Origin of the sequence: Saccharibacillus brassicae (assembly GCF_006542275.1) — a bacterium.
GTDB lineage: Bacteria > Bacillota > Bacilli > Paenibacillales > Paenibacillaceae > Saccharibacillus > Saccharibacillus brassicae.
Genome location: NZ_CP041217.1, coordinates 2,717,122 through 2,731,131, shown reverse-complemented (window position 1 = coordinate 2,731,131; position 14,010 = coordinate 2,717,122). Strand labels below are relative to the sequence as shown.

Here is a 14,010-nt window from a genome sequence, read left to right as displayed (position 1 = left end):
TTTGGCTCGCCGGTTCATGCCGCAAAAAGGCCGCTAACGGATATGCAATCCGTTAGCGGCCGGAACCGCGGTTGCCCAGCCGAAGACATGCTCTCGGGCTTCAACAGCGGCGGCGGATCGATCCTCGAGCCGCCGCCGCTGTATGACCTTCCATGCGGCCTAGCCGCCGCTCCGAACCTTTTTACTTGTCTTTGCGCGGCGGACGGCTGCCGCCTGTCGAACCCGGACGGCCTCCGCCGCCGGAACGGCCGCCTTTGTTCGGCCGTTCGTTGCCGTTGCGCGAGAACGTAGCCGTCTCGCCGCCGTAGCCGCCCGTGCCGGAACCGAAGGCAAATTTGCCTTTGCCCGGTTCGCGCGCGCCTTCCGGCGCGCCTGCCCCGCTCGCTGCGCCCGCGGAACTGCCCGCTGCGCCGTTCGAGCCGTCAGGGCGGCCCGGACGGGCACCGCCGCGTCCGCCCGAAGCCGGCGGACGACTGCCCCGCTCGCCGGCTTCGCCCGGCGAGCCGTTGTACGCATCTGCGCCGCCCTGGCCGGCTTCGATCTGAATGCCGCCTGTGCGCGCAGGCTTGCGCGGCTCGGAACCGGCTTCGCCTCTCGGAGCGCCCTGACCCGCGCCTGCGCCCGTACCGCCGTCTCCGGTCGGCACGCCGCCGAAGGTCCAGCCGCCATCCTGGCCGCCTTTGCCTTGGCGTGGCTGTGCGCCTGCGCCGGCTTCGCCGCTGCCGGTTGCTTCCGGCACGCCGCCGCCTTTGCGTCTGCGCTTGCCGCCGCCCGGAGCGCCGGCTTCGTCGCCCGCACCCGGTACTTGCGCCGCAGGCGCGATCACCGTCGTGCCTTCAGGCAGGGCGGCACCGCCGCCTTTGCCTTTGCGCTTGCGGGTACGCTTGCTTTTGGTCGGAGCGCCGGCTTCCGCCGTGCCGCTGCCGGCCGCCGCAGGTGCGGTGCCCGCCGCCGGAGCGGAAGCTGCCGCTCCGTTCGGACGGAAGACATCGCCCTGCTTTTTGCCTTTTTTCTTGCCTTTGCCTTTATCTTTGCCGAACTTTTCTTTGCCGGTCTTGTCGCCGCGTCCGCCTCTTGGCGCGCCGCTCGGCGCACCGTCGCCGCGGCCTCCACGGCCGCCGCGGAACGCGCTCTTTTTCATATCCACCAGCTCGAAATCGATCGTATGCTCTTCCATGCTGACCTTGGACACGCGGATCTCGACCAGGTCGCCGATGCGGAAGATGCGCGACGTGCGCTCGCCGACCAGCGTCAGGCGGGACTCGTCGTAGTGGTAATAATCGTCGGTCAGGTTGCTGATATGGATCAGGCCTTCGATCGTGTTCTCAAGCTCCACGAACAGACCGAAGCTCGTTACGCTGCCGATCACGCCTTCGAACGTCTCGCCGACTTTGTCCAGCATGTACTCGGCTTTTTTGAGCTGGGCCGTATCGCGCTCCGCATCGACCGCCACGCGCTCGCGAATCGACGACTGCTGCGCGATGTCCGGCATGCGGATATTGAGGTATTCCTCGCGCGACTGCGACAGCTTGCCGCCGTGGTCCAGCACTTCCCCGATCACCCGGTGGATGACCAAATCGGGATAGCGGCGGATCGGCGACGTAAAGTGCGTATAATATTCGGCCGCCAGGCCGAAGTGGCCGAGATTGGCCGAATCGTATTTCGCCTGCTTCATCGAGCGCAGCAGCAGCGTGCTGATCGCTTTTTGCTCCGGCGTATCCTGCACTTCTTCCAGCAGCGATTGCAGCTCGCTCGGCTGGATGGTGCCTCCGCGCGTGCCTTTGACCTGATAGCCCAGATTGGCGGCGAAGGCCGCGAACAATTCCAGACGCTCCTGATCCGGGTCTTCGTGGATGCGGTACAGGAACGGAACTTTGGCTTTGCTGAAATGCTCCGCCACCGTCTCGTTCGCCGCCAGCATGAACTCTTCGATGATACGTTCGGCAATCGAGCGCTCGCGCGTCACGATGTCGATCGCTTTGCCCTGGTCGTCGAGCAGCACTTTGGCTTCTTCGAAGTCGAAATCGACCGCGCCGCGCTTCATGCGGCGTCCGTTCAGCTTGAGCGCCAGCTCCTGCATCGTGCGGAACGTGTCGGCCAGATAGCCGTAGCGCTCCTGCAGTTCCGGATCTTCTTCTTCGAGCATGCGGCGCACGTTTTTGTACGTCATGCGCTCGACCGTCTTGATCACGCTTTTGAAAATATCGTAGCGAACCAGCTTCATCGACGCGTCGAATTCCATCTCGCACGACAGCGTCAGACGGTCCACGCGCGGATTCAGACTGCAGATGCCGTTGGACAGGCGCGGCGGCAGCATCGGAATGACCCGGTCCACCAAATACACGCTGCTGCCCCGGTTATACGCTTCCTGATCGAGCTGGGAGTTTTCTTTGACATAATAGCCGACGTCCGCGATATGCACGCCGAGTACGTAGTTGCCGTTCTCAAGGCGTTCCACGTTGACCGCGTCGTCCAGGTCTTTGGCGTCTTCGCCGTCGATCGTGACGATCTGCTTGCCGCGCAGGTCGCGCCGGCCCTGGCTGTTGATCTCTTCGTCGGAGATCGTCTCCGGCGCCTGCTCCGCTTCTTCGAGCACTTCGTCCGGGAAAGACTCCGGCAGCTGGTGCTTGCGGATGATCGACAGGATGTCGACGCCCGGGTCGCTGTTATAGCCCAGCACTTCGATAACTTCGCCCTGGGCCGCCGCGCGGCCTTCCGGGTAGGCGATAATGCTCACGACGACCTTCTGGCCGTTCAGCGCGCTTCCGGACCGTCCGGCCGGGATAAAGATGTCGCGCGTGATGCGCTTGTCGTCCGGAAGCACGAAGCCGAACGATTCCTCGTCCTGGTACGTGCCGACGATCTGCGTCACGGCGCGCTTGACGACCCGCACCACTTCGCCTTCCATGCGTCCGTTCGAAGAACGGCGCGACGCGATGCGAATCAGCACCGTATCGCCGTTCATCGCGCTCAGCATGTCGTTCGCGTTAATGTATACGTCCGCGTGTTCGCGATCCTCGGGAATCAGGAAACCGAAGCCCTTGGCATGCGTTTGCAAACGTCCGCGCAGCAAATCCATACGTTCCGGTACGCCATAGCACTGGGTACGCGTCAGTACGATCTTGCCTTCTTCTTCAAGTCCGTTGAGCATGTTCATAAACTCCCGAAACTGTTCCGCATCGTCGATGCCGAAATGTTGCTCCAGTTCCTGGTGCGTCATCGGCTTGTAGGCGCTCTCGCGCATAAAGCCCAGCAGCATATCTTCCGTTATCATGGTTATCACCTCAAAATGGCTCCGGCTGCCTACAGACCGCCCGATCGGCTGCAGATCGCGAATGCTCGATTTTTTCTTCTACATTCTCTATTATACGTTAAAAGTACCCGCGCTGGCGCATGCTTAATCCTTGCTTGCTTTTTCGTACGCATTTATTTGAATATATACAAAAAAAAGCCCTCGTCTCCCTTGAATCCAAGGATCAACGAAGGCTTCCCGGGCAGTCCAACCGCCCCGATCGCCGGGTTAGTTGGTCAGAGCCGTAGTCAACAACGCCATGATTACGAATCCGGCACCCAGTACGACGGTCGTGCGCTCAAGCACCAAGTCCATGCCGCGAGCTTTGCTTTTGCCGAACAGATGCTCCGCACCGCCGGAAATTGCGCCGGCCAAGCCTGCGCTTTTGCCTTTTTGCAGCAGTACGACCGTGATCACACCGACAGCAAAGATCAAGAGAACTACCTTCAGAAAGATTTCCATGTCGTTTAACCTCCTAAGCGTAAGCCGCGTATCCTGTATCGATTGAATCAGAGTTTCTAAAATGGAAAACAGCATTTTTAGTCTACCATAGTTCTCGGTATTTGACAATCGACCAAGGGCAGACCGGATGCGGAAAAGAATGGGCGATCCCTGCAAGCGGACATTAAGAAGCCGCGCGGCGGCTGGATCTCCCGCGGCGCGGCTTCGGTTCATTTGACGGTATGGGGACGTACGGCCCTGACAAGCTCGCGCTTAACGGCGCTGCTCTTTGGCTTGAACCGTACGGTCGGTCCAGAGAATGTATCCCGCGGATACGGCCGTAAGGACCAGAATGGCCATGATGATCATGGCATCCGACATGCTTTTTCCTCCTCTGCTGATGTGGCTCCGGTGTGACGTGTGAGAATGGCCTGGTTTTCGAAAGATGCGAAAAAGGTCACCTCTCCTGCTCTGCTTACGAGGTTAGCTGACGGATTGGGACGCAAGAGTCGCCCCGCCTGCCGCAGATCCGGCGTACCGGAGAGCGTCAGGCTTCACCCCATGAGCGCCTGCGCGGCGTCTCGATCGGTTCCCCCGTTTTTATCGAAAAATTCAGCAGTCTAATCTGGGTCTTCGTGTTCGAGTGACGAATCTCATCATCCTTTCCGAAAAGTGGGCGGCATGCCGGAACGTTCGATGTGCCAAGCTTCGAAAGTCCGGGAAGAAGCGGCAATTTTCCCGCGCCTCGCGCGGTGATATGCTGCTTTTATGAACCGTATCTTAACCCCTTCTGACACCTCGTGTAAAGGATGAACCTGAGCGTTTTTTGCGGGTTTGGGCGTTAAAAGCTGACATTGGAATCTCCCACGAAGCCGGATCTTTCCTTTTCGCGGAAAACCTCCCGTTTGCTCGATTTAGCTCTGAAAATGCGGCTGAAAAAGCAGCCTGCGGCACTTTGCCGGAGCTTGATGGGCCGTTTAGGTCGAAAAGCGGATTTTGTTACCGTTTTCATATGCGGAAACGAAGTCGTTTTGTGCATCCTGCCCGGCCTTGCGGGACGTTCGTTCGGAGCGGGATTTGCCCTGCGCGGGCGCGAGAAAAAAGCCTGAGACGAGTCGCAGGCTTCGAAGATCGGAAAGGCGGATCGCAAGTCCGCGCAGCTTCCGTGAAGGCTCCGACCGTACGCGGCGGGAGCTTTTTATTGATTCTTTCGGGTTCTTTTCCTATTCAAATCTCAAAGCATTACGCCGTTCAAAATTGCCCACGCGCGCTCAAGCTTGGCCTGATAGGCCGGATCGTCCGCGGAGTTCATGAACCGCACGCGCCCGCTTCCGCCGCCGGCCAGCCCGCGCTCTTCGAGAACGCGCGCCACTCTCCGCACCGTGCCGGCGCTTCCGTCGATGACCCGGATATGCGGCGGCAGAATCTGTTCCAGCAGCTCCGCATAATACGGGTAATGCGTGCAGCCGAGCACCAGCGTGCCGTAGCGGCTTAGGTCGAACCGGTCGAATTTGCGCAAAAAGTAAGGACCGAGCTCGGCCGGATCAAACTTCAGCGCTTCGCAGTATTCCACGAGTTCCGGCATCGGCAGCGAATCGACGATCCCCAGATCGTCCACGCGCGACACCAGATCCCGGTATTTGGCCTGGCTGAGCGTCAGTTCGGTCGCCAGCACCAGCACGCGCCGCCCGCTCGCCCCGTTCATCTCGACGGCCGGCTTGACCGCCGGTTCCATCCCGATCACGGGCACGTCGTAGGTGCGCCGCAGCTCGGTCGCCGCTACGCTGGTCGCCGTATTGCACGCGATGACGAGTGCTTTGACGCTTTGGCCCAAAATGCGCTCCGCCGCTTCGCAGACGTATTCCGTCACCTGTTCTTTGGTCTTCGGCCCGTAAGGGACATGCAGCGTATCCGCGAAAAAAATAAAGTCCTCGTTCGGAAGGCTGCGGGCCGCTTCGCGCATCACGGTCAGCCCTCCGATCCCCGAGTCAAAAAAAGCGATGCTCATGCTGCTTCCCCTGCCGTTTCGTTGATTTGGTCTCATTGGTGGAGCCTCGTCGGTCGAGTCTCTTCAGCCTCTTATTATAGCCCTCCCCGCAGGGAAACGCCATGAAAAGCCGCCTGCTCGGCGATCGCCCGCAGCATGTCCTGCGCAAAAGCCGTCAGCCGGGCTTCCGACACCGCCGGGGCACTTCGGATGTCTCCTGCGTAATCCTCAAGCGCGGGCCGCACCACGTCCGTCCATTCCGGGAGCGCCGAAGCTGCCCATTCTCCGCCTTCTTTTTTCGAAGCGACCGTCCCGGTCTTCAGGAACATCAGCACCCGGCACAAATTAAGCGTCAGATAGACCGGATTGTCCGTAATCTCCGCTTCGGCGCCGCGCACGTCGCTCCAGACCGACTCCAGATAAGCATGCTTGGGCACCGGCGGATACGAATCGCGCAGCGGCGGACCGTACAAAGCGACGCCGCGCTCGTAGGCGACGGTGACCTGCGCGGCCAGATCGTCATCCGCGTAGTCCGCGCACAAATAGTGCGGATCGGAAGCGTACCGTTCGCGGTGCGCCCCGGAATAATGATAGACGCACGGCGCCGGATGCCTGAATTGACGGAGAACATCCTCTTCCACGACGCTGAATTCCAGGTCGCGGCCGGCCGGAAAACGGGCGTGCGTCTCCAGCGTACTGCGCGTCAGCGCATACAGCCGCTCCGACTCCGGCCGTTCTCGCACGACGACCAGCAGATCGATATCGCTCGACGCCGGATTGAAGCCGCCGATCGCCAGCGAACCGTGCAGGTAGAGGCCGGTCACGCAGGCTCCCAGCGCCTCGCGTATGCTTGCGGCCGCATGATGGGCCTCTTGGAGGGCGGAGGCTTGGAGCGCGGATTGGCGGGTGGCTTGGAAGGCTGCTTGGCTGGCGGGGGGTTGGAGCGCGGATTGGTGAGTGGCTTGGCTAGCAGCGTTATGGACGGATTGGGAGGAGGCTTGGAGCACGGATTGGTGAGTGGCTTGGAGGAAGGCTTGGCTGGAGGTGGCTTGCGGACGGGAAGCCGCGGGTGGCTGATGCGGGTTTGTCGGATTTGCTGGTCGCGCTGGATATGCTGGTCGCGCTGGATATGCTGGATGTGGCTGTGGCGGGTTTTTCGGATTTGCTGGTTGTTCTGGCCGTGCCGGATTATCTGGATGCGCCGGATTTGTTGGATTTGTCGAATGTGATGGATTTGATGAGTTTGTCGGCTGTGCCGGATTTGTGAGATGCGTCGGATTATCTGGATTTGATGGATGTGCCGGTTTTGTCGGTTTTGTTGGATTTAACGAACGTGTCGAATCTGCGGGCTGCACGGGCTTCATCGGGAGCCCTCCTTTTCCATTTCTAATTTCCACTTCCACTTCCACTTCCACTTCCACTTCCACTTCCACTTCCACTTCCACTTCCACTTCCACTTCCAAAGTGGATTATGCTCGCGGCCGCCGCGCTTGGCTAACGAATCCTGATCACGCTATAGGCGCGTTTTGGACCTTTTTTCAAATCTAACGAATCGTCATCACGCTAATTGCGTGTAAAGCGCCTTTTGCAGCCTCTACGCACGAAATAGCGATATGAGAATTCGTTAAAACACGGGATTGTCTCTAAAAGCCGATTTAACGTTATGACGATTCGTTAGAATTCGGCTGTCTCATGCTTCCCGCTTATCGGCACGCCTACCGGCCAGGGGCACGCGTGCGTATTCGCCCGCGAGACGTACAAGCCCGCTGGACGCTCTTGTAGGGCTCGCAGATTGCCCAGGCGTGCAGCGGGCCAAGCGTCAGGTTCACCGCCTCATCGCCGCATACAGGGCGCCCAGCGCGCCGCTGTAAGGGCCGGCCTCGGGGATGACGGCCTCGGAGCCGAGCATCGCCGTAAACCGCACGGTCAGCTCGCGCAGCAGCGCGTTGTGCTCGTACGACGAACCGACGTACACGACCCGGCGCGCTCCGTGCAGCTTGGCGTGCTGCACGCCTACCGTCGTGACGATCTCCGCCACCATGCCGATCACCGCCGCCGCATAATCCTGCGGCCGTGCGCCGCCTTCGGGCGGCAGAGGCCGCGAAAAATTCGCGGCTGTCAGGTCGCCGGCAATCGGCGGCTGCGCCGGGGCATAGATCTGCCCCACCGTCAGATCGACCGCCTCCCGGTCGCCCAGCGGGGCCAGCCGCGCGATTTCCGCGTAATCGCGCACCCCGCACAGCAGGCCCGTCAGACCGACGATCGTGCCTCCGCCCAGACCGATCCCGCCGATCCTCGGCCGCTCGGCCCCGTCAATCACATAGAACGACGTCCCGGTGCCGACGTTGACGAGCACGAAGCGTTCGGCCCCGCTATCGGGGGCAGAGCTGTCCGGCGCTGCCGCGCCGGACGAGGCGCCTTCGCCTGCCGCGCCGCCGGAAGCCCGGCCGCCGGAACCGCGGCTCTCTGCCTCCAGAATCCGCACGGCGCCTTCGGCCGTCGCTTCGAATTCCGGCACGTCCGCGAAGTTCGCATGCTGCGGCAGCAGGCGGCGCAGCCTCTCCGCCTGCCCGCCGGTACAGCCGATCCGCGTGCCGGGCGGCAGATGCGCCGCGATCCAGGCGGCCGCCTCTTCGATACGCGACGTCGTGAACTTCAGCAGCTTCGGCGCAAGGGCGGAAGCTTCCGCCCCTTCCTGCCGGGCTGTCGGCACCTGACGCTGCGCAGTGTTCTCCCCCTCTGAATCCTCGTCCACATAAGCGATCTTGATCAGCGTGCCTCCCGCGTCGATGCCTGCGTATGTCGTCATTTCGGTCGGTCCTCCCGCCTGCGCCGAACCGTCGGCGCGGTTGATCCGGCCTGCCGCGATCGGCTCGCCGGGGTTTATTTTCCCTTATCATAAACGCCGCGCGGCCGAAGGCCAAATTTTTGCGAATTCCGGAACTTCCCTCTTGATCTTTCGCGTCCGATCCTTTAGAGTAAGACGAGTTGACATTGTATAACCTCAATAAGACGGTTTGAGGGTATCTACCGGGAACCATATCTCCCGACTACAAAGTCGCGCCGAAGGCGCCTTTGCAGTCGGGAGTTTTTGCGTTTTCGCACACTTCCGCACTCCTTTCGCGCCGCACTTTCAAGGAAAAAAGGAGACCCGAATCAAGATGAATCTGAAAGTTCTCGTTCTGACGATCGCCGCGTTTACCGTAGGCCTCGTCGAACTTATCATTGGCGGCGTCCTGCCGCTGATCGCCGGCGATCTGGGCGTGTCCGTCAGCACGGCGGGCCAGCTGATTACCGCGTACGCACTCGTCTACGCCGTATCGGGGCCGACGCTGCTGGCGTTCACCGCCCGCTTCGAACGCCGCAAGCTGTACCTGTGGTCGCTCGTCGTGTTTATCCTCGGCAGCCTGCTCGCTTACTGGAGCCCGAACTTCGGCGTGCTGCTGATCTCACGCTTTGTCACGGCGGCGAGCGGCTCGCTGATCACGACGCTGTCGCTGACGCTGGCCGTCAAAGTCGTGCCGGAAAGCCACCGCGCGCGCGTCATCGGCATCATCTCGATGGGCATTAGCTCGTCGATCGTGCTGGGCGTTCCGCTCGGCGTGCTGGCCGCCGACCAATTCGGCTGGCGCATCCTGTTCCTGTTCATCGCGATCTTCGCGCTGCTGGCCATGTTCGTCGTCTACAAGTTCATGGAGCCTGTCGCTCCGCAGCAGGCGATCCCGCTCCGAACGCAGCTGGCTTCGCTCAAAAGCTTCCGCGTCGTCGGCGCCCATCTCGTGACGGCGCTCATGCTGGCCGGCCATTACACGCTGTATGCCTACTTCACGCCGTTCCTTGAGAACGTCATGAACCTTGGCGCTTCGTGGATCAGCATCGTCTACTTCTTCTTCGGCCTCGCGGCCGTAGCCGGCGGCATGATCGGCGGATTCATGTCCGACAGCCTCGGCGCCAGAAGAAGCATCATGATCGTCGTCGGCGCTTTTGCGCTCACCATGTTCCTGCTGCCGTTCTCGGCTTCGTTCGTGCCGCTGTTCGCGATTCTCGTCTTCGTCTGGGGCGCGCTGAGCTGGGCGCTCTCGCCGGCGCAGCAGAGCTACCTGATCGACGCCGCACCGGAAACGTCCGAGATCCAGCAGAGCTTCAACTTCTCCGCCCTGCAGCTCGGCATCGCAGCCGGCTCGGCGATCGGCGGCGTCGTGATCGACAACACGCCGGCCGTGACGTTCAATGCGTGGATCGGCGGCGGCATCGTCGTACTGGCCTTCGCCGTGGCGATCTACACGCTGTACCGCAAACCGTCTTCCCGCCGTCCGGAAGGACACGGCAAACAGGCCGGTTCGAAGCTTGAGCCGACGTTGGGCGGAGATTGATTCTTCGCCTCTCCTTTACAAACGGCAGTGAATCCGAAAAGCCCGGCCGACAGATTCCCTGTCGGCCGGGCTTTTGCTATACGAGAGCGAACAACAAAAAAGAGACGCCGCGTCCGGCGTCTCTTTTTTGTGCTGCGTCTTTCGATCCCGGCGTCCCGGGATCGAAGCCGTCAGCGGTCCACAAGATCGATTTCGGCCGATCGGCCGAACCTCTTATTGGAATTTCGTGAGGTCGAGGTTGTAGAACGATTTCAGGCCGTTGTATTGAGCCAGTTCGCCCAGTTGGTCTTCGATGCGAAGCAGTTGGTTGTACTTGGCAACGCGGTCCGTACGGGAAGGTGCACCCGTTTTGATCTGACCGGCGTTTGTCGCAACGGCGATGTCCGCGATCGTGCTGTCTTCGGATTCGCCCGAACGGTGCGAGATTACAGCCGTGTAGCCTGCGCGTTTTGCCATTTCGATCGCGTCGAAAGTCTCGGTCAGCGTACCGATTTGGTTAACTTTGATCAGGATCGAGTTACCGATGTTTTCTTCGATACCACGGCCCAGACGCTCGGTGTTCGTTACGAACAGATCGTCGCCGACCAGTTGGATCTTGTCGCCCAGTTTCTCGGTGAGCAGTTTCCAACCTTCCCAGTCGTCTTCGGAGCAGCCGTCTTCGATTGTGATGATCGGGTACTTGTCGACCCACGAAGCGAGCAGGTCAACGAATTCTGCGGAAGAGTACGATTTGCCTTCGCCCGCGAGTACGTATTGACCGTCTTTGTAGAACTCGGTCGAAGCGACGTCCATACCGAGGAAGACGTCTTTACCCGGCGTGTAGCCGGCTTTTTCGATCGCTTCGATGATGGTCGACAGTGCTTCTTCGTTCGACGTGAAGTTCGGAGCGAAGCCGCCTTCGTCGCCTACAGCCGTTGCCAAACCTTTGCTGCTCAGTACGGATTTGAGGTTGTGGAAGATTTCTGCGCCCATGCGCAGAGCTTCTTTGAACGTAGGCGCGCCTACCGGCAGAACCATGAACTCTTGTACGTCAACGTTGTTGTCGGCATGCTCGCCGCCGTTAACGATGTTCATCATAGGAACCGGAAGCTGCTTGGCGTTGAATCCACCGAGGTAGACGTACAGCGGCAGGTCGAGAGCGTCAGCCGCAGCGCGGGCAACAGCCATCGAAACGGCCAGGATCGCGTTAGCGCCCAGTTTGCCTTTGTTTGGCGTTCCGTCCAAAGCGATCATCGCTTTGTCGATGCCCAGTTGGTCAAGAGCGTCCATGCCGATGACTTCAGGAGCGATTGTTTCGTTTACGTTTTTAACGGCGTTTTCTACGCCTTTGCCCAGGTAACGGCCTTTGTCGCCGTCGCGAAGCTCTACGGCTTCGTGAACGCCGGTCGAAGCGCCGGAAGGTACGATTGCGCGGCCGATTGCGCCGGATTCCAGGTACACTTCAACTTCAACAGTAGGGTTACCGCGGGAGTCAAGGACTTCGCGTGCGTAAACGTCAGAAATAATCGTCATTTTAAGTAATCTCCTTTGAGTTCGGTTTTATAAGTTAACTATGCCACATTCGAGGCTTAATGAGAAGTTTTGCGTGCGGAAATGACGGATTGTCCGGTCATGTCCGCCGGTTGGACGACCTGCATCAGGTCGAGAATCGTCGGCGCGATGTCGGCCAGGATGCCGCCTTCGCGCAGCGTCACTTCTTCGCTGGTTACGATGAACGGAACCGGGTTGGTCGTGTGCGCCGTCTGCGGGCGTCCGAATTCGTCGATCTCGGTCTCGGCATTGCCGTGGTCGGCCGTGATCAGCGCGACTCCGCCTTTGGCGAGGATCGCGTCCACGACGCGGCCTACGCACTCGTCGGTCGTCTCGACCGCTTTGATCGTCGGCTCCATCATGCCGGAGTGTCCGACCATGTCCGGATTGGCGAAGTTCAGAATAATGCAGTCCTGTCTCTCCGCTTCGATCTCGGCGATGCAGGCGTCGGCCACTTCGCGCGCGCTCATCTCGGGCTGAAGGTCGTAAGTGGCGACCTTCGGCGAGTTGATAAGGATGCGCGTTTCGCCTTCCAGTTCCACGTCGCGTCCGCCGCTGAAGAAGAACGTCACGTGCGGGTATTTCTCGGTCTCGGCAATACGCAGCTGCGATTTGCCGTTCTGCACGAGAACTTCGCCGAGCGTGTTGTTCAGGTTCTTCGGCGAGTAAGCCACGCTGCCCTGCACGTTCACGCTGTATGTCGTGAACGAGACGAAGCTCAGCGTTTCCGGCTGCGCGTCTCCGCGATCGAAACCGGCGAAGCCCGGAGCGGTCAGCGCTTCGGAGAGCTGGATCGCGCGGTCGGGACGGAAGTTGATGAAGATGATCGAGTCGCCCGTTTGGATCTTCGCGGTCGGCTGTCCGTTTTTGGCAATCACGGTCGGCAGAACGAATTCGTCCATCACGTTTTTGGCGTAGGAGTTCTCCACCGCTTCCAGCGCGCTGTCGGCCATCTCGCCTGTTCCGTAGACCAGGGCGCGGTAAGCCAGTTCGACGCGTTCCCATCTCTTGTCGCGGTCCATCGCGTAATAGCGGCCTTGTACGGTCGCGATTTCGCCTACGCCGATTTCGGCGATCTTGGCCACGAGCTGTTCCATATACTTCTTGCCGCTGTCCGGAGCGACGTCGCGTCCGTCCATGAAGGCATGGATGTATACGTTATGGAAGTCCAGCTTTTTGCACAGTTCGAGCGTAGCGTACAGATGCTCGATATGGCTGTGCACGCCGCCGTCCGACAGCAGGCCAAGCACGTGCAGCGCTTTGCCGCTGTCTTTGGCGGATTGAACGGCACCGACCAGCGTCGCGTTTTCGAAGAAATCGCCTTCGCGGATCGATTTGGAAATCCGGGTCAGATCCTGATACACGATACGCCCCGCGCCGATGTTCAGGTGGCCGACTTCGGAGTTGCCCATCTGGCCTTCCGGCAGGCCTACGGCTTCGCCGCATGCCGTCAGCGTCGTGTGCGGATACTTGTTCCAAAAGCGCTCGTAGTTCGGCTTTTTGGCTTGGGCAACCGCGTTGCCTTCCACGCCTTCGCGCAGACCGAAGCCGTCCATGATGATCAATGCTACCGGTTTTGGAGCTGTCATTACTTCGCCCCCTCAACCAGGGCCGTGAAGGAGTCGGGCTGCAGGCTTGCGCCGCCGACGAGTGCTCCGTCGATATCGCTTTGGCCGAGGTATTCCGTTACGTTCTCGGGCTTCACGCTGCCGCCGTATTGGATACGGATCACGTCGGCTGTCGCTTGGTCGTACAGGTCGGCCAGAACGGTGCGGATGTAAGCCGTCACTTCGTTCGCGTCCGCCGATGTCGACGATTTGCCCGTGCCGATCGCCCAGATCGGCTCGTACGCTACAACCACTTCAGCCGCTTGTTCTTTGGACAGGCCCTGGAACGCGCCTACCGTTTGAACTTTGCAGACTTCTTTGGTTTGGTCGGCTTCGCGCTCTTCGAGCTTTTCGCCTACGCATACGATCGGAGTCAGGTCGTTGCGGAAAGCCGCCACGACTTTTTTGTTTACGATCTCGTCGGTCTCGCCGAAGTACTGGCGGCGTTCCGAGTGACCGATGATGACGTAGTCCACGCCGAGCTCTTTGAGCATAACGCCGCTGATTTCGCCCGTGAACGCGCCGTTGTCTTCGAAGTGAAGGTTTTGCGCGCCTACTTTGATTCCGGTGCCTTTGACCGCTTCGGTCAGGGCAGGAAGGTTGGTGAACGGTGCGCAGATGACGGTTTCCACGCCTTCCACGACTGCGCTGCCTTTTACCGCTTCGGCAAAGGCCAGCGTTTCGGATACGGTTTTGAACATTTTCCAGTTGCCGGCGATGATTGGGGTTCTCACGAAATAATCCACTCCTTTTAATGACTTCTTTGAAAAAGACTTTCCG

Annotated in this window: 10 protein-coding genes and 2 riboswitches; of the genes, 2 read left to right on the top strand and 8 right to left on the bottom strand. The window is 60.2% G+C overall.

The window, feature by feature from the left end; translation table 11 throughout:
* Positions 1 to 181: 181 nt before the first annotated feature.
* The 4 genes from rnr to FFV09_RS24485 all read right to left on the bottom strand — a co-directional run bounded on the left by rnr (position 182) and on the right by FFV09_RS24485 (position 6,544).
* Entirely contained in the window at positions 182 to 3,274 is a 3,093-nt protein-coding gene (gene rnr / locus FFV09_RS11460) for a ribonuclease R (protein WP_141450437.1), read from the bottom strand.
* Positions 3,275 to 3,520: 246 nt separating this feature from the next.
* Positions 3,521 to 3,754 carry a preprotein translocase subunit SecG gene (gene secG, locus FFV09_RS11455; RefSeq protein ID WP_141447946.1) on the bottom strand — a complete coding sequence of 78 codons (234 nt, stop codon included), beginning with the start codon at positions 3,752 to 3,754 and terminating at the stop codon, positions 3,521 to 3,523.
* Positions 3,755 to 4,189: 435 nt separating this feature from the next.
* Positions 4,190 to 4,361, bottom strand: a riboswitch (cyclic di-AMP (ydaO/yuaA leader).
* Positions 4,362 to 4,967: 606 nt separating this feature from the next.
* Positions 4,968 to 5,741, bottom strand: a complete 774-nt coding sequence (murI, locus tag FFV09_RS11450; RefSeq protein WP_141447945.1) for a glutamate racemase — start codon at positions 5,739 to 5,741, stop codon at positions 4,968 to 4,970.
* A 74-nt stretch (positions 5,742 to 5,815) separates the two neighbouring features.
* Positions 5,816 to 6,544 carry an aminoglycoside adenylyltransferase domain-containing protein gene (locus FFV09_RS24485; RefSeq protein ID WP_342782103.1) on the bottom strand — a complete coding sequence of 243 codons (729 nt, stop codon included), beginning with the start codon at positions 6,542 to 6,544 and terminating at the stop codon, positions 5,816 to 5,818.
* A 245-nt stretch (positions 6,545 to 6,789) separates the two neighbouring features.
* Here FFV09_RS24485 and FFV09_RS23740 point away from each other — a divergent pair, with 245 nt between their 5' ends.
* Positions 6,790 to 6,987, top strand: coding sequence for a hypothetical protein (locus FFV09_RS23740; RefSeq protein ID WP_170314999.1), 198 nt, complete (start codon positions 6,790 to 6,792; stop codon positions 6,985 to 6,987).
* A gap of 558 nt (positions 6,988 to 7,545) precedes the next feature.
* Here the strand turns inward: FFV09_RS23740 and FFV09_RS11440 are convergent.
* Positions 7,546 to 8,529: an acetate and sugar kinases/Hsc70/actin family protein gene (locus tag FFV09_RS11440; RefSeq protein ID WP_141447943.1), complete on the bottom strand. Its 984-nt coding sequence runs from the start codon at positions 8,527 to 8,529 to the stop codon at positions 7,546 to 7,548.
* 165 nt (positions 8,530 to 8,694) lie between these two features.
* A riboswitch (purine riboswitch) is annotated at positions 8,695 to 8,793 on the top strand.
* Between the two features lie 88 nt (positions 8,794 to 8,881).
* Between FFV09_RS11440 and FFV09_RS11435 the strand changes: the two genes are divergently transcribed.
* The gene (locus FFV09_RS11435) at positions 8,882 to 10,093 is read left to right on the top strand and encodes an MFS transporter (protein WP_141447942.1); all 1,212 of its coding nucleotides are present in this window, start codon (positions 8,882 to 8,884) and stop codon (positions 10,091 to 10,093) included.
* A gap of 213 nt (positions 10,094 to 10,306) precedes the next feature.
* On the opposite strand, the gene eno is transcribed toward FFV09_RS11435, so the two are convergent.
* Genes eno through tpiA form a run of 3 tightly spaced genes read right to left on the bottom strand, consistent with a single transcriptional unit; the run spans position 10,307 to position 13,964 of the window.
* Complete coding sequence (gene eno / locus FFV09_RS11430) at positions 10,307 to 11,605, bottom strand: phosphopyruvate hydratase (protein WP_141447941.1); 1,299 nt, start codon at positions 11,603 to 11,605, stop codon at positions 10,307 to 10,309.
* A 56-nt stretch (positions 11,606 to 11,661) separates the two neighbouring features.
* Positions 11,662 to 13,212 carry a 2,3-bisphosphoglycerate-independent phosphoglycerate mutase gene (gene gpmI / locus FFV09_RS11425; RefSeq protein WP_141447940.1) on the bottom strand — a complete coding sequence of 517 codons (1,551 nt, stop codon included), beginning with the start codon at positions 13,210 to 13,212 and terminating at the stop codon, positions 11,662 to 11,664.
* Positions 13,212 to 13,964 (bottom strand): triose-phosphate isomerase, encoded by a 753-nt coding sequence (gene tpiA / locus FFV09_RS11420; RefSeq protein WP_141447939.1) that lies wholly within the window; start codon positions 13,962 to 13,964, stop codon positions 13,212 to 13,214. The genes gpmI and tpiA overlap by 1 nt, the downstream gene beginning before the upstream one ends.
* Between the last annotated feature and the right edge of the window lie 46 nt (positions 13,965 to 14,010).